Source organism: Vibrio sp. B1FLJ16 (genome assembly GCF_905175385.1).
Classification (GTDB): Bacteria; Pseudomonadota; Gammaproteobacteria; order Enterobacterales; family Vibrionaceae; genus Vibrio.
In genome coordinates, this window is the sequence record NZ_HG992750.1 from 200,677 (window position 1) to 224,964 (window position 24,288).

The following is a 24,288-nucleotide window of genomic DNA, read 5'->3' on the forward strand; positions in this document are numbered from 1 at the left end:
TGCAAACATGGATGCGAAAATAATGACGATAAACAGTCTTATTAATCAAGACAAAGCAAAATCTGTTCTGGGGCGTATCAGCCGTGACAACCTCGTGTTGTTTGGTTTATTAGCTGGCCTGTCGAGCCTGATGGTATTGTTCATTCTGATGCCACTGTGGGCAATGCTGACCAAAAGTGTACAAAATAGCGATGGTGAGTTCGTCGGGCTGGCCAACTTTGTCACTTACTTTTCTTCCTCAAGCTTGTGGGTGTCAGTAGGTAATACATTTACTCTGGGTGTGGTTGTGACTCTGGTGGTTGGCATACTGGCATTTGGTTATGCTTACGCTCTGACTCGCTCATGTATGCCGTTTAAAGGTTTGTTTCAAATCTTAGGGACAGCACCGATTCTTGCGCCTTCTCTTCTTCCTGCTATCAGTTTGATCTTTCTGTTTGGTAATCAAGGCGTGGCGAAAGATTTGCTTGGCGAGCATTCTGTGTACGGCGTTATCGGTATCTCAATGGGGCTTATTTTCTGGACTTTTCCCCACGCACTGATGATCCTCACCACATCGCTGCGTACTTCTGACGCGCGTCTTTATGAAGCCGCTCGTGCACTGAAAACCTCACCGATGAAAACGTTCTTTATGGTGACTTTACCTGCGGCAAAATACGGTTTAATCAGTACGCTGATTGTTGTGTTTACTCTGGTGATCACTGATTTCGGTGTACCGAAAGTGATCGGTGGTAGCTACAACGTTCTGGCGACGGATATCTTCAAACAAGTCGTAGGTCAGCAGAACTTTTCCATGGGGGCGGTGACCAGCATCATGCTGCTTTTCCCTGCGGTGATGGCATTTGGTGCTGATTGCTGGGTTCAAAAAAAGCAAAAGAGTTTGTTTGATACCCGCTCGGTCGCTTACCAACCGGAACCAAATAAAACTCGTGACGGAGTGTGCTTTTTATACTGTTCGCTGATTTCTGTCGCGGTACTGGCTGTACTCGGCATGGCGGTTTACGGCTCATTGGTGACTTTCTGGCCATGGAACAAAGCGCTGACGCTGAATAATTACAACTTTGCAGAAATGAGTACCTATGGGTGGAGTCCGTTCTTTAACTCACTCACTTTGGCTGGTTGGACAGCGGTTATCGGTACTGCTGTGATTTTCATCGGTGCTTACTGCATCGAGAAAGGCCGCGCGTTTGGTCCGGTCCGTCAGGCAATGCAAATGCTGAGTGTGGTTCCGATGGCGGTACCTGGTATGGTCCTGGGTTTGGGGTACATCTTTTATTTTAACGATGTAAATAACCCGTTGAATGTGCTTTACGGTACGATGGCGTTTCTGGTTATAAACACTGTGGTGCACTATTACACCGTTGGTCACATGACAGCGTTAACCTCCCTGAAGCAACTTCCTTCAGAATTAGAAGCGACGGCGGCGTCGGTCAACCTGCCTCAGTACAAGTTATTTTTTAAAGTAACCTTACCGGTTTGTATGCCTGCGATTTTGGACATTGCGACCTACCTGTTTGTTAATGCATTGACCACCACTTCTGCGGTAGTATTCCTGTACTCAACCGATACTATTCCTGCTTCAGTATCGATACTGAATATGGATGATGCAGGTCAGACGGGAGCCGCTGCTGCGATGGCGGTGATGATCATGATGTCTGCCGCAATCGCGAAGATCGTTCAGATGACGTTGGGTAAGTTGTTAGAAAATCGCACACAGGCTTGGCGTAAGAGATAAGGACAATTCGTGCAGTACGTAAAAATTAAAGATTCGATTGTTGAACAGATTGAGGCGGGCATGTTGTCGCCACGTCAGAAGCTGCCTGCGGAACGTAAACTGGCGGAGTCTTTCGACACGACACGGGTTACGTTACGTGAAGCCTTGTCGTTACTAGAAGCGGAAGGGCGTATTTATCGTGAAGATCGCAGAGGCTGGTTTATCTCTCCGGAGCCACTGCGCTACGACCCTACTCAAACGCTGAATTTTCCAAACATGGCGAAAGCGCAGAACCGCGTACCAAAAACAGAGCTGATTGGTGCAAAGGGCACGCTGGCGAATAAGCAGTCTGCACGTTTGCTCCAACTGCAGCCGTTTTCGGATGTCTATCGTGTTGACCGTGTTCGTTATTTAGAAGACAGACCCGTAGTGTATGTGACGAACTATATTCGTCCGGAGTTGTTTCCGAATTTGCTGAGCTTTGATCTCACCAACTCGCTTACCGATATTTATCGCGAGCACTTTGGTGTTGTGTATCAAAAGACGCGTTACCGAATTTCTACCAGCTCTCTGTTAGGTGACGTGGCTCAGGCTCTGCGAGCTACATCAGGTACGCCTGCAATGGTTGTTGAGCGCACTAACTACAATCAGCACGGAGAATTGATTGACTGCGATATCGAGTATTGGCGACATGATGCAATTAGTATCGAGTCGGTGGCAGAACTCAATCACTAATATTCATTTATATCAACGTTAAAGGCTCCATCCCGGAGTCTTTATTTTTTCCGGCAGGATAAAACAAATGGATTTCTTGGCGATTGCATTAGTCGTATTTTCCGCGGTTTTGCATGCGGGCTGGAATATCTTAGGCAAAAGTAACTCGGGCTCTGGGCTGGCATTTACCATGGCTGCAAGCCTATCCGCCTGCGGAGTTCTCACACCGTATCTGATTTGGTATCTGACTACAATTGGCTGGATGTCATTACCAACAGAGTTTTGGGCGATGCTGGCCTTTAGCGGGTTAGCACAAATTGTTTATCTCATTGGCCTAGTTGTTGCCTACAAACAGGCCGATGTTGGTGTGATTTACCCGATTGCCAGAGCGCTGCCAGTGATGATGGTCGGCGCAGTCAGTGTTGCGTTAGGCCATGAGCTTTCGCTACAGCAATGGATCGGTTTTGCGTTGATCACCTGCGGCTGTATTTTGGTGCCCTTGACTCAACTGCGTCAGGTGACGGTAGCAGCTTACCTGAATGTTGGTGTCTTCTGGGCGTTTATCGCAGCACTTGGTACAACGGGTTACTCTGTGGTGGACAAAGAAGCTCTGAGCCTGATCTCGCAGCAAGTGTCTGTAACCCTGAGTGATAAATACAGTGCAATCTTTTATCTTGGTGCCCAGTTCTGGGCGATTGGCTTACCGGTGCTGATGTGGTGTTTGTGCACTGGTAACCTTCACGAGATTAACACGGCTTGGCAAATCAGAAAAAGCGCGGGTATGGCAGGCGTTATGATGGCAACGACTTACGGTATGGTGCTGTTTGCGATGACGATGACAGAAAACGTCAGCCTGGTGGTTGCGTTACGTCAAATTAGTATTGTCTTCGGTTTGCTGATGGGGATATGGCTGCTCTCTGAGAAGTGGTATTTCACCCGGGTAGGTGGGGTAGTACTAATACTTTCGGGACTGATCCTTACTTTTACTTAAGAGTTTTTGGTTATATTTAATTCGTTAAAGCTATAAAAAGGACGCTAGATATTTTGAGTTGTAACACGTTTTTTTTTGTAAATGCGGGTAATGCTCAGATCCGGCAGAAATTTTTTTCCTGCATAAAATAAGCCTGGATTATGCCTGATTATCCGGCTGAAAATTCTCGTTTGTTACTTCGAAATTAAATCTGACCAATTTCGCTCTCTCTACGTATGTTTAAGAGGACGGGTAGTAATCTGCCCGACAATTAAGGTAAGTAAGGAGAGGTATATGAAACGCTTAATTACTTTAGCAAGTATTATCGCTTTAACTGCTGCACCTACTTTTGTAACAGCAGGTGGGTATGAATGGACACACGAAACAGAAACCGTACTCGGTGATGTCGTGGCTAGTGAAGACATGGCTTACAACATGGGCCGTGAAATGATGCAAGACTACCAAAGTATGACTCCTGGCGAGTTGCGTGATGAATTCACTAACAAAGCTAAATATGTTGATCGCAAATCAGTCTCTATTACAGAGTCTACAGTAACCATCGAGGAGTTTCTGCAATCTAACGGTCAGATGGGGTACCAGCCTGTATTGAATTTGGAAGTATCATATCGCATGCACGAAGGTAGGTATTAACCCATCCAATTGAATCCAACAGAAAGAATTAGTTTGACTACCTAAACTTTCATGACATGGCGGGGGATGATATCCCCCGTTTTCCTGCCCCAAACAGCATTCAATATTCCACTGTTAGGTAACGCTTTCTATCGCACTGAGTTAGATTTTCTTGCTCGTTGAAAATACGCATCGTTTGTAAAGTGGACACAAAGCTTATTTATTCGCCTCTACTACTGATAGCAAAGGATTCGTAATGTCTCACCCTTCATTCTGGTTTAAGCAAGCGCTTGAAAGCGAAAAACCTCAACCTGCTGCCGCGCTACACAATGATATAGATACTGATGTTTTAATTGTTGGAGGGGGATTCACTGGACTCTGGACTGCCATCATGCTCAGGCAACAATCACCGGAAAAGCGTATTACCGTGATAGAAAAAGGTTTGTGTGGGAGCGGGGCTTCGGGCGCGAATGGTGGTTGTATGCTGACCTGGTCGACCAAGTTTCCGACCCTAAAGCGTCTTTTTGGCGAACAACAAGCTGCCTGGTTAGTCAAAGAATCAGAGCAGGCTGTACTGGAAATTGACGAATTTTGTCGATGTCATGATATTGATGCTCAGTTGTCGCTGAAAGGAGTGTACTACACGGCGACTAACCAGGCCCAGGCAGGCGTGATGCAGCCTGTGGTCGATGAGTTAACACGGCTAGGCGTGAATAGCTGGCGTCAGTGCCGCGCGAATGAGTTACTTGAGAATACGGGGTCTGAGCGCAATTTAGAAGGCTTCCACTCACCTGTTGCAGCCAGTGTTCAGCCAGCACTGCTCGCCAGAGGTTTACGCCGAGTCGCTTTGGATATGGGGGTTGAGATATACGAAAATACACCAATGGTAAAGCTGGAATACGGACAGCCAGCAAAGGTTGTCACACCTAAAGCAAACATTAAGGCAAGTCAGGTCGTCTTGGCGCTGAATGCCTGGATGGTTGAGCAGTTTAAGCAGTTCAGGAACAGCATCGTGGTGGTTTCTTCTGATATGGTGATCACCAAACCTTTGGGCTGTGCGTTGGAGCAATCCGGTTGGAAAACTGGTTCTAGTGTTCTGGATTCGCGTGTTTTCGTTCATTACTATCGTGATACACCCGATGGCCGCCTGATGCTCGGAAAAGGCGGTAACCAGTTTTCCTTTAATAACCGGGTCGACACTATGTTTGGTAAGCCGACTCATTATCAAAGCCTGCTGCGGAAGTCTTTCGACAAGCTATTTCCTCGTCTCAAGGGAAGCGAGTTTGATTACTCATGGACCGGAGGATCTGACCGCTCTGCAACCGGCTTTCCGTTTTTTGGCCTGCTGGATAACCAGGCTAATATTTTTTATGGATTTGGTTATTCTGGTAATGGCGTTGCTCAGACACGGATGGGCGGGAAAATACTGTCTTCAATGGTGCTTGGTCTAGACAATAACTGGACCCGCAGCGGTTTGGCTAAAGGCCCGCTGGGCCATTTTCCGCCAGAACCTTTACGTTGGATTGGCGCTATGACAGTGCGTAATGCAGTTCGGCGTAAAGAAGCTGCCGAAGATGACGAGCAGAATGCCTGGATATGGGACAGGTGGCTGGCAAAACTTGCAGGACCAGCTGGCAAGGCTGATAAGCTCGATTAAACTGATTAATTTAGCCACAACTAATTAAGTTTAATGTGAAAGTAATAGGGTGCCTTCTGGCCTTGTGTTAGCCTTTATCTTTCAAGCTCAGATTCAAAAGGTGAATAACAGAATGAAAATATTCAGCAACTTCGACAGCGGTAGCATTCACGTAGTAAAAGCGGATGATAAAAACGACATCCAACTTAAAATTCCTAACGACAACATGTCGGAATTCTACCAATGGTTCCACTTTCGTTTAGAAACCGAAGCCGAGCAGTCGCACACCATCAAACTGCTGGAACTGGCCAAATCTGCTTACCCAGAGGGGTGGCAAGGCTACGATGTGGTTGCGTCTTACGATCGTGAAGAATGGTTCCGTATCCCTGCTGAGTTTGATGGCGATACATTAACGTTTACTGTTATTCCGGAGCGCAGTTCTATCTACTTTGCTTACTTTGCGCCTTACACGTATGACCGCCATCTTGACCTTTTACACATGGCACAAAGTGCGCATCATTGTCAGCTGGAAACACTGGGTCACACCATTGATGGGCATGACATGAGCTTGCTGATTTTTGGTGAGCCAGAAGAAGGTAAAAAGAAGATCTGGATGATTGCTCGTCAACACCCGGGTGAGACCATGGCAGAGTGGTTCATGGAAGGCATGATTCAGCGTTTGCTGGATGAAAATGATACGGTAGCACGTGCCCTTTTAGAGAAAGCAGTGCTTTACGTTGTACCGAACATGAACCCGGACGGTGGTGTTCGAGGCCATTTACGTACCAACGCGGTGGGTGTAAACCTGAACCGTGAGTGGCAGACTCCGTCAATGGAAAAAAGCCCGGAAGTATTCTTAGTTCGTCAGCGCATGCTGGAAACTGGTGTCGATATGTTCCTGGATGTACATGGTGATGAAGCGCTTCCGTATAACTTTGTCGCGGGCTCAGAAGGTATTCCTTCTTACAACGAGGAACTGGCCGCATTAGAGAATGCTTTCAAGCAGGCACTACTGACCATTACGCCAGAGTTTCAGGACGAAGTCGGTTACGATAAAGATGAGCCGGGCAAAGCGAACCTAACGGTTGGCTCTAATTGGGTTGCGGAGCAGTTTAAGTGTTTGTCTTACACGATTGAGATGCCATTTAAAGACAATAACAACCATCCGGATCCGCTGTACGGATGGTCGCCTGAACGCAGTGTTTTATTTGGTCAGGACATGTTGGCAGCAACTTTAGCGGTTACGGACAAGATTTAAAACTTCCTTAAATCTAAAATGTTTAGTCAGATTATAAGCAGCCCATCAATGATGGGCTGCTTTTTTGATTATTTGTCTGTCTAATTGGAGTATTCGGCAGTCTTTCCATTAACTTGTCATGGTTTTTTCATACTATCATTGACTAAAGTTAACCGGAGATTGCTATGCAAAACCTGCCACCCTTAAACTCTCTTAAAGCATTTGAGGCTACCGCCAGACTGCTCAGCTTTACGAAAGCCGCAGAAGAGCTGAATGTCACCCGAGCCGCAGTCAGTCAGCAGGTTAAATCTCTGGAAGCTCAACTTGGCGCAACGTTATTTGAGCGTAAGGGCACCCAACTCCTTTTAACCCAAGCCGCCAAAGAATATTTACCCGTTGTCAGCCATGTTTTTCAGACATTGTCTGCTGCTACGCAACATCTGTTTGCTCAGCAAACACCGGCTCTGCTTAATTTGCATGTTGCCCACAGTTTTTGCTCACAATGGTTGATACCCAGGTTGGCAGATTTTCATCGCCAGTATCCTGACGTGAGATTAAAAATATCAACAACGGCGAGTGTGGTACCGAATGCCAGCGCTGTTGCAGATGTGGAAGTCATTAATGGTTACGGGGACTGGCATTCCCAGGACTCAATTCAGTTAACCAAAGAAAATTGGATTGTTGTGGCTAGCCCTGGTTTTCTCCAGCTAAATTCCATTACTGAGCTGGCTGATCTTGCTCTCGTACCTAAACTCTGCACCGGTGGATATCACGAAACGTGGCTAACATGGTTTGAATATCAAGGCTATCAGGGAAAGGTCATCAAGCCTGTTGCTGTGTTTGAGCACTCATTACTTGCGATTCAGGCTGCGGTTAATCAATTGGGTGTGCTTTTGGTGAGAGATTTTCTGGTAGAGGACGAACTGGAGCAAGGGACACTAGTACCAATCGGCAGTTGGAGTATGCCAAGTCAGGGAGCGCACAGGATGATTGTAAGAAACGGAGAGAAGCCGCACGTGCGCGCTTTTACTCAGTGGCTCATTCAAAGCCTCTGAGTAAAAAGGTTCCAATATGAAAAATACCGCGACCAGCGCGGTATTTTAGGATCAGAGGATGAACTGAGTTTATTCACATGGTGGTGCCATATGGATCAGCGCCAAGCCGCCCAGTGAGGTTTCACGGTATTTTCTGTTCATGTCTTTACCCGTTTGATACATGGTGTCGATAACTTTATCAAGAGAAATTAGGCACTTACTGGTTCTCTTTAACGCCATGCGCGAAGCATTTATTGCTTTCATTGCACCCATTGCGTTTCTTTCGATACAAGGTACCTGAACCAACCCGCCAATCGGGTCACAAGTCATACCGAGCGAGTGTTCCATTGCAATCTCAGCCGCGATACAAATTTGCTCATTACTACCGCCACGCAAAGCCGTTAAGCCCGCAGCAGCCATCGAAGAAGATACGCCTACCTCGCCCTGGCAACCAACCTCAGCGCCGGATATAGAAGCATTGGTTTTGTACAAAATACCGATTGCTCCCGCCACAGCAATAAAGTCTTTGAGTTGCTTTATATCGAGCTCTTTTATAAAGCGGTGGTAGTACATCAATACTGCAGGTATAACGCCAGCCGCGCCGTTTGTCGGCGAGGTAACCACTTGCCCGCCTGCCGCATTTTCTTCACTCACGGCAAAAGCGAACAGGTTAATCCAGTCCATGATCTCCATCGGATCATTTTCAATAGCGGCATTTGCTTCGAGTTTTTTCAACAGGTTCGGGGCACGGCGAGTTACATTAAGTCCGCCTTCCAGAATACCTTCAGTATCAAACCCGCGCTGCATGCACAGTGACATGACTTTCCAGATCTGCTCGGCTCTCTGGTTGATCTCTTCTTCTTCACGGAAGGCTAATTCGTTCTGAAGGATCATCCCCCCCAGACTAAAACCATTCGCTTCCGCTTTTTCAAGCATTTCGTCCGCAGAAGAGAACGGATAAGGAACATCAACTTCTGTTTGTTGAGTGCCATTTTCTAATTCGTCTGCTGTCGCAATAAAGCCACCGCCGATAGAATAATAAATCTCAAAAGCGATGGTTTCTCCGGATTCATCCAGTGCGGTAATCGTCATGCCGTTTTCATGCAAAGGAAGGTTGTCGCTGTGGAAAACGATATCATGATCGTAGCTAAAGGTAATTTCACGCGTACCCGCTAACAACAGGGTATGGTTCTCAATAGTATGCTGTAGTGCGCTCTTCGCGCTGGTCATTTTGATGGTGTCGGGTTTATTGCCCATCAGACCCAGAACGGTCGCTCTGTCCGTATGGTGACCTCTGCCCGTCAACGATAACGAGCCATACAGATCGACTTGCACCCTATGTACTTTCGCCATAGAGTCCTGAAGTAATTGAGTAAAGTTGAACCCGGCGAGCATCGGACCGTTGGTGTGGGAACTTGAAGGACCAACACCGACCTTAAATATATCGAAAATCGACAGCATAATTAACTTCCTTTAGTACTGGACCTTTTTATAGGTCTCTAGAGTATGGCTGTTAAGTAGATGTTAAAGCCTGGAAGGCGCTTGGCAAAGAAGATTTTTATTTATTTGCCAACCCACACGCTATGCAGCCAATGGAGAGAATTTGGTATGACGTTAGACAATGTGGTCATTGTCCTTGGCAAAAGGCTTATAAACAATCACTTAAGTAACGAAGGTACTTCGAGGGTGGGCGCTCTGGCAGATGCTCTTGAATCAATGCCTGTGAACAATACTGCAATTGTTTTCTGTGGAGGTAAGACAGAGGGACAAAGCATTGCTGAAGCGGATGCCATGTTTCGTTATTTCAGAACACTTAATGCATCGTTGCGGAAGCCATTTCCCGAAAATCGTATTTTGCTCGAAAACCGCTCTCTCAACACGATTCAAAACATGCAGAATACCGCTGAAATATTGTGTAATAGCAGCTTGTTTCAATCCTCATTGCCCTCTCAAACACCGGTTAATGTGACACTGCTTTCCAATGATTACCATCTGGAGAGAATCATCGAAATTCAAACCTTAATGGATGAACAAGGTTTGTTAAGAGTACTTAAATCACGCTGCGCTTTGATGGGGCTTGAGCTTAGTATTCCATTAGATATTGGTCAACATATCAGCGTTCCATACCCTCACAAGGGAGCATTAGCGGAGGCGTTTTTGCAGCTTGATGAACTGACGACTTACCGGGTCTATTTGGAAGGTGTGACCAATGGCGTGTTCAGGCGAGATTTAACCGGTGTAAAAGCGCAATCTTTACGTATTGCTCAGAGTGCAATAGATCAACTGCAGATGCTACCTCTGGAGATAGAAATTCAGCAGCAAATAGAGGAAATGAAAGAGGCCATCACAATGACGGCCTCTGATAACAGTGTGGACTTGGCGAAACAAGCGCTGGACAGACTACATCCTGTATTGACTTTGCTTAACCGAGCTGTTGATCCTGACGGTTTACTTTGATCTCACGGCGGGTACGGAAAGCACTCAATGCGATTAAGCTGTAGCAAAGTAGCTCAATACCTTCTTCCGAAATGTTTTTGACGTCACGGATGTAGCTTTCGTCCATAACATGGCGCCAGAAGCTACCCATGCCGTAAAGACGCGAGAAAACAAGCAATAGCACCACTGAGCCTATTAAAAGCTTCATATGTGGAACACGTAAGATGTCTGCCATCTCATTTACTGTTCCTTTACCACCCTGATACGCTTTAGCACAAGCCAGGGCTGTTACCGTAAGAGCCGGGAACACCCAGGAGCCATGATGAATCATATCCATCCAGTAATCCATTTCCCGGATCATTAGTACGGCAAAAAAGCCTGAGATTAAGACTGCAGCGTGTTTTACTTCAGAAACTTGTTTTGCAAGGCTGAAAAAAGACCAGGCTGCAATAGCCAGCATGGTTAATTGCAGGGTTTCAGTTATTGATGTTTCACCAAGGTTTGAGCCGAGAACAACGTAGTCGATACGGATACTCAGATTAACGACGATACTGATGGCGACAATCATTAAAGCACTTAAGCAAGCTCGGTAGATGATCTGCTTTGATTCATCTGCGATGACGTTCGTTTGTGTCGATTCAGTTTCTTTGACTGTTTGTACTTTCATCTTGACCACCTGCTCCAGAAATGTGGAAAAACCGTGAATTTATGTGATATTGGTCTCGGATTTTATTGTCCAGTTGGAAAGTTATGTCATGGAAATGTCAGGAGTGTCAAAGGGTCTACACTGAATGGATAATAAACAGGCAACGACAAAAACAAAAAAAGGAGCCATTAGTCAGGCTCCTTGTTCGCAAAATATTAGCGCGAAAGGTCAACAGACCCTAGTAATCTTCACCTTCCTGGTGGTTGTCACGGTAGTATTGCCACTGTTCAACACGTTCGTCTTCAGAGAATACACAGTAAGTCACGCGGCCACCGTTTTCTGTAAAGGTTTCGAGTTCACCACCTTGCTGTACACAGTAAACAGAAGCTGGATTAGCTGCGGAGGTGTACTCAGTATCGTATGAGGAACAACCAGAAAGTACTGCTGTCACTGCCATAGCCATCATTAAATTTGTCTTTTTCATTCTAAATCTCCGCATCGGGTGGGCGAGTATTGTATTGATTATAGGTAACTTTCGCGGAACATTGTTTTACCAATGTCAAAACTATGAAGAGCGTATAGATTCATATAATCACTCCCTTTGTTAGTTAGGTTAACCAGGGTTGTGTTACCAGCCGTTTATTGGTAACAGTTGAACATAACGAATGTACTCAGATTTCTATTAAACTCTTATTTCGGTATGATTCGCGCAAAGCACCTGTAACGGAATTCTCGATGAGACACTTAAAATCAACTATTCATCCGGATATCGACCATTTAGACGACAAAATTATTTTCAAGCGTAATGCTACGCGTGCCATTGTACTGGACGGAGAAGATGTGTTGCTGCTCTATACTGAGCGATACCATGATTACACATTACCCGGCGGTGGTATTGATGATGGTGAGGATGTGATTGCCGGATTGGTCCGGGAGCTAGAAGAAGAAACCGGAGCAAAGAACATCCACGGTATCAAGCCATTTGGTCTTTTTGAAGAGTTTCGTCCCTGGTACAAAGATGACGCTGATGTGATGCATATGATCTCGTACTGCTATACCTGTAAAATAGATCGTGATTTAGGTGAGACTGCCTATGAAGATTACGAAGTAAAAAACGGTATGCGTCCAGTGTGGATGAATATCCATGATGCGATTGCTCATAACGAGAAAACGATGGCTGAAAGCCCGAAAAAAGGGATGAGCATTGAGAGGGAAACCTTTTTATTGCACCTGATCGCCAAAGAGCTGATGTGATTTTTATATAAAAAGCTCACCAAAGTTTCTTTTATAAAAAAGTCATAAAAAAAGTCCGAGCTCCCCCCCGGAACTCGGACTTACTCCAGACGCGCAAGCGAAGCGTCATCTCGATATTTTTAATTTGTCTTCAAATTAGTAGAACAATAGCCGTTTTATCTTTGGTGTGTAAATGATTATTTGGTCTAATTGTTGTTTTTCACCTGTGTTGAGATGCATATCTATCCAATAGCAAGTACAAATTGGATAACTATCAGTAAACCACTGCTCTTTCTTAACTTTGAGATAGAATACCTGAATTTTTATGCACAAGATTGTATCAAGATCACGAGTTTTTAAATTTTTTGAGGTTAACTTACGAAATTGAAGGTGTTATGACATTTTGGCTTTTATTTCTTTTTGTCATAGATTTACCAGCGGCGGAAGTCGACTAAAGTCGATGAGCGGTTTGGGGTTATGATTTTCATTAGCAAACAAGAAACGCGGCTGGAATGAATTCCCATTGGACTTAAAGTTAGGTTTAGGCATATCTATTAACTGCAACAATGCATGAAAGCGGTTGACGTACTGCCGAGTCTCCTGGGGTAACCTGAGCTGCTGGAAATTACTTGTTCCTGCTTTTTTAATAGCACGGGCCACACGTCCTTCACCTGCATTGTACGCAGCAAGAGTGAGAGAAATATTTTGATCAAATTTCTTGTATAAAAATGACAGGTAGTCCAATGCCGCTCCTGTACTTGCTTTTGTGTCAAAGCGTTCATCTTTATTTGAGTCTACCTTCAATCCGAACCGAACGGCTGTGGCGGGAATCAGTTGCCACAGGCCAGCCGCATTCGCGTGTGAAACCGCCTGCGGGTTGTAAGAGGACTCCAGCATAGGTACCAAAATGAGGCTGTTAGGTAGCGATCTCTGCTTTAACTGTTGTGATATATGATCCAGAGTCGGGCTGACAGAGTCGAGACGCTTAGCGATCTGAGTTTTGTATGGCGCTAAAACCTGATATTGCTGCTGAATATCTTTATTGCTAGGTTTCGCCTGACAAAATGACGACAAGAAAAGCAACATTACCGTAATAAGCAGAAGTCCCGTTGCACGTTGGCGGGGCGGAATCTGACGATGTGCAGAATGTGAAGATATAACTTGGTTGGCGGACGTCATAATTGCGAGATACAGTACTTCTGTTGATTGAACACGGCGGGAATGCGTCAAAGGTTCTACTTTTGTTCAATACTTCGCCATTGAGCCGCAAATATAAAATGTTTTTCATCCTTAACAAAGTAAGGCTTTTCTGAAAAGCGCAGCAGCTTTTAGATGTTTTTTGTTTTGGTTACCAACAGAGTATACGAGAACTCAACTATATTAATAATTTCAAGAACGTTGTTGGTAGCACAACGAAAATAATAGGTAGCCTGCATGCAAGTTGGTAATGAAGCTCTGGTGTTGTCAGCGGTTGGGGTTATTGGCTTAGGATGCCAGTGGTTAGCCTGGCGGCTGCGTTTGCCCGCGATACTTTTTTTACTTTTGGCCGGAATAATTATCGGGCCTTTTATGCAATGGCTAAAGCCAGACGAAGTATTAGGCAGCTTACTTTTTCCTCTGGTTTCTCTTGCAGTAGCGGTCATTCTGTTTGAAGGCAGCTTAACGCTAAATCTCAAAGAAATCCGTGGAGTAAGTGGAACCGTGTGGAGTATTGTCTCCATTGGGGCAATTGTTTCCTGGTTAGTTACGAGTGCTGCGACGCATTATTTTTTGGACTTTACGTGGGAGCTGGCCATGCTGTTTGGCAGTTTAACGGTTGTTACGGGACCGACGGTAATTGTACCCCTGCTCAGAACGGTAAGACCAAAAAGCGCTCTGGCCAACATACTGCGTTGGGAAGGCATCCTGATTGATCCGCTTGGTGCCTTGTTCGTTGTGATGGTTTACGAATTCATCGTATCTCACAGTGCGGTAAATAGTGTCGAAGTATTCGCTAAGATTATTGGCATTGGTATTATTCTCGGTGTCGCATCGGGAGTTGCGGTTTCTGCCGTGTTGCGCCGGGGCTGGTTACCGGAATATTTACAGCCGTTTTCCGTTTTGATGGTCGTGCTTGGCGTATTCTCTGTTTCAAATCATTTAGAGTCTGAAGCAGGATTGCTCACCGTGACGGTAATGGGGATGTGGCTTGCCAACGCGAAAGAGATCAATATTCAGCAGATTTTACATTTCAAAGAACACCTTACTATTCTGCTTATCACTGGCTTGTTTATCTTTTTAGCCGCCCGAATTAGTCTGGATGACTTTGCGGCATTGGGTACTGGCGCTATGATGCTGTTTGTATTTATGCAGTTGGTTTCGCGTCCGCTATCTATATTCATATCTACGATACGCAGTAATTTAGAGTTTAAAGACAAGTTATTTCTCTCGTGGGTAGCGCCACGAGGTATTGTTGCAGCCTCCATTTCTTCTCTGTTTGCTATTAAATTAATTGAGTATGGTGTGAATGGGGCGAGTTTACTTGTCCCCATGACCTTTATGGTGATCATCGGCACGGTTGTTTTACAAAGTGTAACGGCTCGCCCGGTTGCGGTTGCACTGGGTGTGGCAGAGTCTGCACCAAGAGGTTTCTTATTGATTGGTGCTAATCGGGTAGCAAGAGAGATAGGTCAGGCATTAGCGCGTTATGACAGACGCGTATTGATGACTGACTCAAACTGGGAATACATCAGCCAGGTCCGTATGCTTGGCCTGGACTCATATTACGGAAACCCAATCTCCAGCCATGCAGATGATAACCTGAACTTGATTGGTATTGGTCAGGTGGTTGCGCTGACATCCGATCAGCACTTTAACATTATGGCTTGTATGCGATTTGTTGACGATTTCGGTGAAGATAAGGTGCATTGTCTGCGTAAAACGAAGGCAAATGGCAGTGAAAAACATTCAGTCGCCGAAGAGTATCATGGCAGGTTATTGTTGGGGGGGAATGTTAGCTATAGTCAACTTGCTAGCTTGTTCAGTCGCGGCGCTGAAATTAAACATACCAGGCTGAGTGATAGTTTCACCTATCAAGATTATCAGGTGCATCACAAGAATAACTTGGTCATTCCTCTCTTTTATGTAGAAGAAAAAGGCAGAATCTATTTCTGTGACGAACCAGAAGAATTTGCACCAGATGCCAACAGTACGGTCGTTTCTTTGCTTATGCTGGAAAAGAGCTAGTTTTATCTTTTACGGTTAATTCTTGGTTAGAGTGTTAGCTGTATTTGCCTGAAAGCGCTGAACGGTTTCCCATGCGACTATTTGTAATCTCCTTGCGGTTTTATCTGACATATTGGTACCAACGGGGACTGCGCCCCCTAGAGGAGACCGATTGTAAAGGGTCGTAAAAAATACGGCTGCCGCAAGGTAGGTGCCTGCTTGTGTTGGATGTTTTCCATCGCGGCGATAAAGCTCGATCTCTGGGTACCTTTTGATGCTTTCTGCAAATGCCAAGCCGACTGGTGCAACGTAACCGCCAGTTTCCTTCGCTATATCTTGATATGCTTTCGAAATCTCTTGGGTTTGTTCAGGATGGGTTTTTCGCGCCCAGGTCATGAAGTAAACGACTTTAGAACCCGCCCGATGCGCAATTTTAGCCATGGTTTTTGCAGACTTCTCGAAGTTCTCACGAGTCGATTCTTGTGGCGATATAGGTTCCATTGAATGACCTTGGAAGACGACAACATCCCAAAGTTGTAGCGTGTTTTGGTAATGTAGTTGTTTTTGATGTAAGGCCAAATGAGCGGTTGACTTAGTAACAGCTTGGAACGTGTAACCTTCTGCGTTGTTACGTAGTATGGAGCTTGTTAAATCACGCAGTCGCTTAGGCAGTCCTTTGTTGGAATAGGTAAACGAGTTCCCATACATCACAACCGATTTGTTCTCACCGTCCATTTTCGCTGTTGGTGATGGAGCAATGATGGTTTCGGCGTTTACTGTAAAACAACCAAGTGTTAGAGCTGCTATTAATAGGAAAGTTTTAAATATCCTTTTCGACATAATTTCTTGAACCTCGTAATGTAGAGGAGTGATAGCATCGTCACTGATTTCTGTATTGTTGCTTAAATATTAGTTTTATCTATAAGAAACCGTAGCAGTTTACTTGGATTCCTCAAGTACGCTTTGAGAGCAGAGCAAAGCGATGAACTTTATACCCAAACAACCTCGAGATGCTAGGTTCAGCGAGAATGGCTTGGTTCTCAGTCGCGGCAACGATTTGAAGATCTAGTCATTCTAAATCAAAAATCGTTAACAAAGGCTGTGAGCCAAGACAGCTCGCCCTTCGGGAGCGTGTCACTGACACGATTTCAGCGTCAAATAACTTGGAAATAGCTCGCTATTCCCTACGTTATTTTCCTTGAACTTGTGCCAGTGACAACGCTCTGAATCCTGCATCTTGAAGTCGTTTGGGTATATACTCTTTATCGACTTATGAGTTGTCTTTAAATGTTAATTGGCGCCCTGTACGTTTATTGCCCAAAATTATAGAAATCTCTAACTTTACGCGCTTTAAAATGCGGAGTTAGCATGAGCGAGAGTAAAGCGTAAGGGCAGTAGACTTGGGTAAATAATGTGATCAATTCAGTGATTTGGCGTTGACGTAACTGATAAGTATCGCAATACTGCGCGCCTGTTTTACTTTAGGGTGACATTATGGCATCGCAAACCAACCGAAAAGACTTGCACCTGGATGCAGTTTTACATCATGACATGAACATGAAGTTCAAAACTGCAGGCTTCGAGTCTGTTGAGTTTGAGCATTGTGCGTTGCCAGAATGTGACTTTAACGCCATTGACCTGTCGACTGAATTTTTAGGAAAAAGACTGGCGCTGCCTTTTTTAATCAGTTCAATGACCGGCGGGGCAAAAGACGCGGAAGCGATCAATTGTCGATTAGCTGAAGCGGCAAGTGAACTGGGCATCGCAATGGGAGTCGGTTCACAGCGTATCAGTCTGGAACAAAGCCAGCACTCGGGCTTGGGTAAGACCATTCGAGATTTAGCGAAAGATGTACCACTATATTCCAACCTGGGCGCAGCACAGCTACGCGATAAAGCGAACTTAGATAATGCACAACGAGCGGTAGACGCCATTGCTGCCGACGCCCTGATTGTCCACCTGAATCCTATGCAAGAAGCCTTTCAGGCTAATGGCGACCATAACTGGATTGGTGTGATACATGCCATTGAGAAACTAAAGTCGCGCGTGAATGTTCCGATCATCATTAAAGAAGTTGGCTTTGGTATCAGCGGGGCAATGGCAACGAGACTGGTCGATGCGGGTGTCAATGCCATCGATGTCGCCGGAGCAGGCGGTACCAGCTGGTCCGCAGTCGAAGGATTTTGTCAGGACAACGCCCGTATGAAACGAGCGGCGGAACTGTTTCGTGACTGGGGCATATCAACTGCGCGTTGCCTTGAACAAATTCACACCCAATACCCGACACTGCCTTTAATTGCATCTGGTGGCGTGCACAATGGGCTGGAAGCTGCGAAAGCTATTCACTTGGGCGCTAACTTAGTCGGTCAGGCTGGTGCTGTACTTAAAGCTGCAACACTAAGTACCGAAGAGGTTATCGAACACTTTGAACAGCTGGCACTTGAGCTGCGATTAGCCTGTTTTGGAACCGGGTCGGCGAACCTCATCTCATTGGTGAATGCCAAGCGTTTATACCCAAGTCATTCTCGTTGAACCGAGCATCTTGATGTTACTTGGGTATATAAGCCTTTTTGTCGTGTGGCTCCAGATTAATTTTCGGTGTCTTAACACGTAGGCTGATAATTTCGTTATAGTTTATAAAATTTTACATCAAGATACAGAGTCTGAGAACGCTGATTCTGTGATGATGCTTAGCTAGTATGGAACCTAAATCTTATGAAAAAACTGGTAATGTTACTGTTGGCGTCTGCAGCTTTAACCGCTTGTAGCGATGAGGTTGGCACTGAAAAATGGTGCAACGACCTTCGAGACAAACCAAAAACGGAATGGACAACAGATATTGCCGTGGACTTTGCTAAACACTGTGTCCTTCAAGATAGTGTAGGTAGCGAACAGTGGTGTAAGGATCTGAAAGAAAAACCAAAAGGTGACTGGACGGCTAACGAAGTCTCAAGCTTTACCAAGCACTGTATTTTCTAATTGAGCCTTGTGTGCAATTGACTCCTTTAAAAGGGCCAAGCGAATGCTTGGCTTTTTTGTGTATTCATTAGCTTTTACTGCACGTGCTTAAACTCTTCAAAGCCACCTGCGTTGTGTAAGTTGGTGAAGCCTTGCGATTGTAAATATTGGTAGGCTTTTCCCGAACGGTTGCCACTGCGGCAATACAGTACAATCATTTTGTTTTTATCGATGTCTTTAAAATGCTTATCTAGCTCTGAAAGCGGAAAGTTAAGCGCGTTGTCTATATGGCCTTCTGCGTATTCTTGAAGAGTGCGGACATCGACGACCAATGCACCTTGTTCAATTAACTGCCAACCCTGTTCTGCACGCTCAGATGCTATTGTTGTCGGAACTACCAAATAGGTCACAACTAGCGTGATCAAAAGAGAAATTGATTTGTTCATTACCGTACGATCCTTATATTTCAGTATATATTCCAATACTAAAACCAATAGTTGGTCACGTCAGTAGCGTAAAGTAAATTGGTTAATAGAGTAAACCAATACGGAAATAGGAAATGGAAAACCTGAATATTGTAGAAATAAAGTCGTTTGTTCCTGCCAGGGATTATGAACTTTCGAAAGGTTTTTATCAGGAAATAGGCTTTGAAATGGCGTCAGATGTTGGCGATGTTGCCTACTTCTTTCGCGGGGATTGCTCATTCCTTTTGCAAAACTTTTATGAGCCCGAGCACTGCAATAACTTTATGATGCACTTGCTGGTGGAAGATGTCGAAAGCTGGCACCAACATCTATCACACGTTAATCATGAGAAGTTTGGTTCCCGTCTTACTGAACTGGTTGATCAGCCGTGGGGAATGCGTGAGTGTTGCCTGTTCGATCCAAGTGGTGTTTTGTGGCGTATCGCTCAGAACATCTAACATCATTCGAAAAGTCCAACTCACAGCTACAAGCGACGAAGTGGTCACTTACTTTTTTAAAATGTGGCACTAACTAGATCTTTTGCCTTGTTTCCGTCGGAGATTCACCAAAGAGTTTTCTATAGCTTTGGCCAAACTGGCCTAGATGGAAAAAGCCGAAGTCAAAAGCTATCTCTGCGATATTGCGGCTGTCTTGTGGATCTTGAAGAGTCCGGCGTACCTGATTTAGCCGCATTCTTTGAATGAACTGTTTAGGAGAAGTATCGCAGCACGCTTCAAAGGTATATTGCAATGTTCTGCGGCTCACATGCACAGCGTCGCAGAGTTCAGTGACCGTAATCGGTGAGCGGTAATCCTGATTTTCCAGATATTGCTGAACGCGGTTCATGACTACTTGTCGCTGATTGCCAGCGTTAGGCGTAGCTTTTAATGGTGAGCTACTACTAGTTTGTAAATTCAGAGAAAAGAGCTCTGTCAGGACATCCTTGACGACAGACTGATGTGTTTCACACGACCATCTTGTCTGACTGGGTTCAAGCAGTATCCCTAAGTAATATTTCAGCTGCCGGATATGGTGTTCATTTAAGCCAGATAAGTACAGCTCTTGCCCTTTAAAGTCATCGAGTTCGAGCTGCTCTTTGAGCTGTTGAACAAAGTCTTGTTTTAGCACCATGCCATAAATCGAAAACGCTTCTGGTGTAATTAACTCGAAGTCCACGCCTCCTTGACGAACCAAGAGCTTATCAGCGCCCAGTTGTGAGTGGTTGATATGCAGTGATTTATTCTCAACGCTTATTCCAAGCCAAACTCCACCTTCTTCTACACGGCATTGCTGCTTAAGTGCGCGGTTGCTGTCTTCCCGAAACACATGAACACTAGAAAACCGCCGCTCTCTGATTTGTCCGAGGAAGCGGCCATTACTGATTTGGTCGTATTCCTGCTGCCAATTGACAAGGCTTGCCGCTTGCTGGTTTGCATCTTTTGTGGGATGCGTGCACAAATGTGGTGCAATGTGACACGTTCCATCATTGACCATACTTTCTTCCCGTGTTCTTGCAGTGAATCATTTTAGAGCAAATGGTAAATAACCATCTGTTTATTCGCTGATTTTTAGTTTTGCCGATTTTTGATAACGCTCTGGAATACATTTGGCAATACTTTTAAAAATGCTTATTGATAGTTCAGCAAAAAGAGCGCCAAGTCGCAAGGAGGGTGATGCATGACGGCAACTTATCGTCGGCAACAGGGAAGTAAGGTGTATACCTTTGAGTCATTGGCGGACTTGATGGCTAAAGCAACGCCGGAACGTTCTGGCGATGCGTTGGCGGGAGTTTGCGCCGAATCAGCGGCAGAGCGTGTGGTAGCGCAAATGACCTTGTCTGAATTGCCACTAAAAACGTTTCTCAATGAAGTGGTCATCCCTTATGAGAGTGACGAAATCACACGATTAATCATCGACACTCATGACCGTGAAGCATTTCAGCCGATAGAGCACTTGACGGTTGGAGACTTTCGTAACTGGTTGTTAAGTGATCAGGCGGATAGTGTCACTCTCGCCAGAGTTCGTCCCGGTTTAACCCCGGAAATGGTGGCTGCTGTCAGTAAAATTATGCGCAACCAAGATCTGATTCTTGTCGCAAAAAAGTGTGAGGTGTTGACAGCTTTTCGTAACACAATTGGCTTGCCGAGCCGTTTATCTACTCGCTTGCAGCCAAATCATCCGACGGATTCTCTAAACGGCATCGCCGCGACGATTTTTGATGGCCTGATGTACGGCAATGGTGATGCAGTAATTGGCATCAACCCCGCGACTGACAACGTACCTCAGGCCGTCAAACTGATGAAATTGATGGATGAGGTTATCCAGCATTATCAGATCCCAACCCAGTCCTGTGTCCTGACTCATGTGACTAACACGATTGAGGCGATTGAGATGGGCGCGCCGGTCGATTTGGTTTTTCAGTCAATAGGCGGAACACAAGGTACCAATGACACCTTTGGTATTAATCTGGCCGTCTTAAAAGAGGCCCACGAAGCGGCGTTGTCACTTAACCGGGGCACGGTTGGTAACAACGTAATGTACTTCGAGACAGGTCAGGGCACCGCATTGTCGGCTAACGCCTTTCATGGTGTTGATCAGCAAACCTGTGAGACACGGGCGTATGCTGTGGCAAGGCAGTTTGACCCGTTATTGGTCAATACGGTCGTGGGCTTCATCGGCCCAGAATACTTATTCGACGGTAAACAAATCATTCGTGCAGGTCTGGAAGATCACTTCTGTGGCAAGCTGCTTGGGCTGCCGATGGGCTGTGATATCTGTTACACCAACCATGCTTATGCGGATCAGAACGATATGGATAATCTACTCACGCTGTTAGGCGTTGCTGAGTGCTCTTTCATCATGGGGATCCCTGGTTCAGATGACATCATGCTTAACTATCAAACCACTTCGTTCCATGACGCTTTATACGCGAGAAAGGTACTAGGGTTAAAGCCTGCGCCTGAATTCGAGCAGTGGCTTACGGACATGCAGATTTTCGAAAACGTAAGTGAGGTTCGTTTGAACGACCAGATTTCCAGCTCGTTTTCCGGAGCCATTGCACAACTGAATAAGGATCGTTCTCATGGGTAAAGTGATTTCTATTTCAGATGGCTCGCCAGAAAAAGTGGTGACGCGTAATCCCTGGGACAAACTGCGTGAGTTTACATCTGCACGCATCGCGTTAGGTCGCAGCGGTAACAGCGTACCGACCGATGAGTTGCTCTCTTTTCAGTTGGATCACGCGCAAGCTATGGATGCAGTGCACTGTTCTTTGAACGTCGACGCGTTGGTCGCGCAGTTATCCGATTCCTACTCAGTTCTCGAACAGACGCTTGAACCGCCTGTAGTGGTTACGAGCAAGGTAACAGACAGGTTCATGTATTTGCAGCGCCCGGATTTAGGACGCCAGCTTGATGAAACCTCCTGGCAGAAGCTTGAGGTTATTAGCGCGGAGCATAACGCAGAACTGGACTTGGCTATTGTCATTGCCGACGGACTTTCTTCCATCGCAATACAAAACCACGCCGTACCGGTTATTACTCGCCTGGTCTCCTTGTTCACTGAGGATGACCATCGGTGGAATCTGGCACCGATTACTGTGGTTAAGCAGGGGAGAGTTGCTGTCGGTGATGATGTCGGCCAGTGCTTTAATGCTAAAGCCGTGCTGGTTCTGATTGGAGAAAGACCGGGGCTCACGTCGCCTGACAGTATGGGTATGTACCTTACCTGGGGGGCGAAGCATGGCTCTAAGGACTCTGACCGAAACTGTATATCTAATGTGCGACCACAAGGCCTCAATTATGACGATGCCTGTCAGCGTGCATTCTATTTACTTAAAGAGGCAAGAAGACTCCAGCTTTCAGGCGTGAACTTAAAAGACCGTTCAAGCATTGATGAAGAGAATGGCTCTAACCTCGATGACAAACACAACAACAATTTCTTAATTTCCTAATTTTTATTTTATTAATGTAGAGGGATTTACTATGTCTAACCATCAGGAATATCTGGCTAAAAGACAGTTAAAAAGAGGCACCGCAGGATGGATTCTGCTTGCAGGGCTGGGGGTATCGTACGTTATCTCAGGTGACTTTGCAGGGTGGAACTTTGGTATTGGTCAGGCAGGGTGGGGCGGTTTCCTTATCGCGGCGATTGCAATGGCGGTCATGTACTTCACCCTAGTTCTCTCCCTGGCCGAAATGTCCGCGGCGATTCCAGCTGCTGGTGGCGGATACAGTTTTGCACGTCAGGCGATGGGGCCGACTGGTGGCTTCTTTACAGGCTTATCAGTACTTATTGAATACGCGCTTGCCCCAGCTGCAATCGTGATATTCATAGGCTCGGCAGTGAATGAACTCGTTGGTATTGATGGCCCTGTTGTTTACGCACTTTTTTTATGCTGTCTTTATCGGGATTCATATGGCTGGTGTAGGAGAAGCGCTTAAGGTGATGATGGTCATCAGTGGCTTGGCTGTGCTAGCGATATTAGTGACCGCAGGTGTACTGGTTGGCGAGTTTGACATGAATAATCTGTTTGATATCGCTCCAACAACGGCTCAGGCTACAGAGATGCTGCCTTTCGGTTGGTATGGTGTTTGGGCCGCATTACCATTTGCAATGTGGTTGTTCCTCGCTGTTGAAGGGGTACCATTAGCGGCAGAAGAAGCGAAAAACCCAGCGAAAGACGTACCCAAAGGTATTATCGGTGCAATGTTGTTCCTGCTGATAACTGCGGCGCTTGTTGTTGTGCTTCTGGCCGGTGCCGTTGGTTCACAGGTCATTGGTGATAGCGCGGTACCATTGGTTGACGCTCTTAAACTGACAGGTAACCCGACGATCGCGACTGCGGTAAACGTACTTGGGTTAGCGGGCCTGATTGCCTCTTTCTTCTCTATTATTTACGGTTACAGCCGTTTGGTGTTCGCGCTTTCTCGTGCGGGCTACCTGCCACAAAGCTTGTCGCTGACTACCGAGAAAAAAGTCCCTTCAAGAGCACTTTTTGTTCCGGGAGTGTTTGGCTTCCTAGTTTCACTAACTGGTGAAGGCGATCTCATTCTGGCGATGGCTGTTGTCGGCGCAACGGTATCGTACGCCTTGATGTCACTGAGTCACATCTTACTTCGCATCAAGCAACCAGAATTGCATCGCCCATACAAAACTCCGGGCGGAGTTTTCACTTCCGGTATTTCGCTGGTGCTTTCTCTTATCGCGATGACCGGGGTTTACGCTTTTGACCCTTCCGCATTCTTTATGACAATGGGACTGTTTGTTATCGGTGGTGCCTATTACGGGCTTTATAGCCGCAACAAACTGGTTGCGAAGACTGCCGAAGAAGAGTTTGCGATGTTGTCAGTGGCGGAGCAGGAGTTAGAAACGGAAGGTGCGCGTTAGTTTGTACGCAATAGCTATAGAATAAGC

The 24,288-nt window shown here is 45.8% G+C and carries 22 protein-coding genes and 1 pseudogene; 16 read left to right on the top strand and 7 right to left on the bottom strand.

What is annotated here, in order from left to right:
* The first annotated feature begins 7 nt into the window (after positions 1-7).
* The 7 genes from KHN79_RS15025 to KHN79_RS15055 all read left to right on the top strand — a co-directional run bounded on the left by KHN79_RS15025 (position 8) and on the right by KHN79_RS15055 (position 7,953).
* The gene (locus KHN79_RS15025) at positions 8-1,732 is read left to right on the top strand and encodes a putative 2-aminoethylphosphonate ABC transporter permease subunit (protein WP_182010255.1); all 1,725 of its coding nucleotides are present in this window, start codon (positions 8-10) and stop codon (positions 1,730-1,732) included.
* A 9-nt stretch (positions 1,733-1,741) separates the two neighbouring features.
* Positions 1,742-2,446 carry a phosphonate utilization transcriptional regulator PhnR gene (gene phnR, locus KHN79_RS15030; protein WP_182010254.1) on the top strand — a complete coding sequence of 235 codons (705 nt, stop codon included), beginning with the start codon at positions 1,742-1,744 and terminating at the stop codon, positions 2,444-2,446.
* Between the two features lie 67 nt (positions 2,447-2,513).
* Positions 2,514-3,416: a multidrug transporter gene (locus tag KHN79_RS15035; RefSeq protein ID WP_182010253.1), complete on the top strand. Its 903-nt coding sequence runs from the start codon at positions 2,514-2,516 to the stop codon at positions 3,414-3,416.
* 273 nt (positions 3,417-3,689) lie between these two features.
* Positions 3,690-4,046 carry a DUF3316 domain-containing protein gene (locus KHN79_RS15040; RefSeq protein WP_182010252.1) on the top strand — a complete coding sequence of 119 codons (357 nt, stop codon included), beginning with the start codon at positions 3,690-3,692 and terminating at the stop codon, positions 4,044-4,046.
* 235 nt (positions 4,047-4,281) lie between these two features.
* The gene (locus KHN79_RS15045) at positions 4,282-5,682 is read left to right on the top strand and encodes an FAD-dependent oxidoreductase (protein WP_182010251.1); all 1,401 of its coding nucleotides are present in this window, start codon (positions 4,282-4,284) and stop codon (positions 5,680-5,682) included.
* Between the two features lie 112 nt (positions 5,683-5,794).
* On the top strand, positions 5,795-6,919 hold the full coding sequence (locus KHN79_RS15050; RefSeq protein ID WP_182010250.1) for a carboxypeptidase family protein: 1,125 nt from the start codon (positions 5,795-5,797) through the stop codon (positions 6,917-6,919).
* Between the two features lie 164 nt (positions 6,920-7,083).
* Complete coding sequence (locus KHN79_RS15055; RefSeq protein ID WP_182010249.1) at positions 7,084-7,953, top strand: LysR substrate-binding domain-containing protein; 870 nt, start codon at positions 7,084-7,086, stop codon at positions 7,951-7,953.
* 69 nt (positions 7,954-8,022) lie between these two features.
* Here the strand turns inward: KHN79_RS15055 and KHN79_RS15060 are convergent, their stop codons facing one another.
* Positions 8,023-9,393: an L-serine ammonia-lyase gene (locus KHN79_RS15060; protein WP_182010248.1), complete on the bottom strand. Its 1,371-nt coding sequence runs from the start codon at positions 9,391-9,393 to the stop codon at positions 8,023-8,025.
* A gap of 147 nt (positions 9,394-9,540) precedes the next feature.
* Here KHN79_RS15060 and KHN79_RS15065 point away from each other — a divergent pair, with 147 nt between their 5' ends.
* Positions 9,541-10,389 (top strand): YdcF family protein, encoded by an 849-nt coding sequence (locus KHN79_RS15065; RefSeq protein ID WP_182010313.1) that lies wholly within the window; start codon positions 9,541-9,543, stop codon positions 10,387-10,389.
* Here KHN79_RS15065 and KHN79_RS15070 read toward each other — a convergent pair.
* Together KHN79_RS15070 and KHN79_RS15075 are read right to left on the bottom strand one after the other, a co-directional pair.
* The gene (locus KHN79_RS15070; protein WP_182010247.1) at positions 10,355-11,035 is read right to left on the bottom strand and encodes a hypothetical protein; all 681 of its coding nucleotides are present in this window, start codon (positions 11,033-11,035) and stop codon (positions 10,355-10,357) included. The two genes, KHN79_RS15065 and KHN79_RS15070, sit on opposite strands and share 35 nt — an antisense overlap.
* Positions 11,036-11,252: 217 nt before the next feature.
* The gene (locus KHN79_RS15075; protein ID WP_182010246.1) at positions 11,253-11,498 is read right to left on the bottom strand and encodes a DUF333 domain-containing protein; all 246 of its coding nucleotides are present in this window, start codon (positions 11,496-11,498) and stop codon (positions 11,253-11,255) included.
* 251 nt (positions 11,499-11,749) lie between these two features.
* Here KHN79_RS15075 and KHN79_RS15080 point away from each other — a divergent pair, with 251 nt between their 5' ends.
* Complete coding sequence (locus tag KHN79_RS15080; protein WP_182010245.1) at positions 11,750-12,268, top strand: NUDIX hydrolase; 519 nt, start codon at positions 11,750-11,752, stop codon at positions 12,266-12,268.
* 402 nt (positions 12,269-12,670) lie between these two features.
* On the opposite strand, the gene KHN79_RS15085 is transcribed toward KHN79_RS15080, so the two are convergent.
* The gene (locus tag KHN79_RS15085; protein WP_182010312.1) at positions 12,671-13,333 is read right to left on the bottom strand and encodes a lytic transglycosylase domain-containing protein; all 663 of its coding nucleotides are present in this window, start codon (positions 13,331-13,333) and stop codon (positions 12,671-12,673) included.
* A 348-nt stretch (positions 13,334-13,681) separates the two neighbouring features.
* Here KHN79_RS15085 and KHN79_RS15090 point away from each other — a divergent pair, with 348 nt between their 5' ends.
* A complete protein-coding gene (locus tag KHN79_RS15090; protein ID WP_182010244.1) occupies positions 13,682-15,472 on the top strand; it encodes a sodium:proton antiporter in 1,791 nt (596 codons plus the stop codon).
* 15 nt (positions 15,473-15,487) lie between these two features.
* Here KHN79_RS15090 and KHN79_RS15095 read toward each other — a convergent pair whose 3' ends face one another.
* A complete protein-coding gene (locus tag KHN79_RS15095) occupies positions 15,488-16,291 on the bottom strand; it encodes a DUF4886 domain-containing protein (protein ID WP_211907298.1) in 804 nt (267 codons plus the stop codon).
* Positions 16,292-16,945: 654 nt separating this feature from the next.
* On the opposite strand from KHN79_RS15095, the gene fni reads away from it, so the two are divergent.
* Both fni and KHN79_RS15105 read left to right on the top strand, forming a co-directional pair.
* Positions 16,946-17,983, top strand: a complete 1,038-nt coding sequence (fni, locus tag KHN79_RS15100; protein ID WP_182010243.1) for a type 2 isopentenyl-diphosphate Delta-isomerase — start codon at positions 16,946-16,948, stop codon at positions 17,981-17,983.
* A gap of 183 nt (positions 17,984-18,166) precedes the next feature.
* Positions 18,167-18,430, top strand: coding sequence for a DUF3012 domain-containing protein (locus KHN79_RS15105; protein WP_182010242.1), 264 nt, complete (start codon positions 18,167-18,169; stop codon positions 18,428-18,430).
* Between the two features lie 74 nt (positions 18,431-18,504).
* Here the strand turns inward: KHN79_RS15105 and KHN79_RS15110 are convergent, their stop codons facing one another.
* Entirely contained in the window at positions 18,505-18,855 is a 351-nt protein-coding gene (locus KHN79_RS15110) for a rhodanese-like domain-containing protein (protein WP_182010241.1), read from the bottom strand.
* Between the two features lie 113 nt (positions 18,856-18,968).
* Between KHN79_RS15110 and KHN79_RS15115 the strand changes: the two genes are divergently transcribed.
* Entirely contained in the window at positions 18,969-19,331 is a 363-nt protein-coding gene (locus KHN79_RS15115; RefSeq protein ID WP_182010240.1) for a VOC family protein, read from the top strand.
* Positions 19,332-19,404: 73 nt separating this feature from the next.
* Here the strand turns inward: KHN79_RS15115 and KHN79_RS15120 are convergent, their stop codons facing one another.
* The gene (locus tag KHN79_RS15120; RefSeq protein ID WP_182010239.1) at positions 19,405-20,367 is read right to left on the bottom strand and encodes a helix-turn-helix domain-containing protein; all 963 of its coding nucleotides are present in this window, start codon (positions 20,365-20,367) and stop codon (positions 19,405-19,407) included.
* Positions 20,368-20,550: 183 nt separating this feature from the next.
* On the opposite strand from KHN79_RS15120, the gene KHN79_RS15125 reads away from it, so the two are divergent.
* The 3 genes and pseudogenes from KHN79_RS15125 to eat all read left to right on the top strand — a co-directional run bounded on the left by KHN79_RS15125 (position 20,551) and on the right by eat (position 24,261).
* Positions 20,551-21,963, top strand: coding sequence for an ethanolamine ammonia-lyase subunit EutB (locus KHN79_RS15125; RefSeq protein WP_182010238.1), 1,413 nt, complete (start codon positions 20,551-20,553; stop codon positions 21,961-21,963).
* Positions 21,956-22,825, top strand: a complete 870-nt coding sequence (gene eutC, locus KHN79_RS15130; protein WP_182010237.1) for an ethanolamine ammonia-lyase subunit EutC — start codon at positions 21,956-21,958, stop codon at positions 22,823-22,825. The genes KHN79_RS15125 and eutC overlap by 8 nt, the downstream gene beginning before the upstream one ends.
* A 31-nt stretch (positions 22,826-22,856) precedes the next feature.
* Positions 22,857-24,261 (top strand): annotated as a pseudogene (gene eat, locus KHN79_RS15135) (ethanolamine permease).
* Positions 24,262-24,288: the final 27 nt, after the last annotated feature.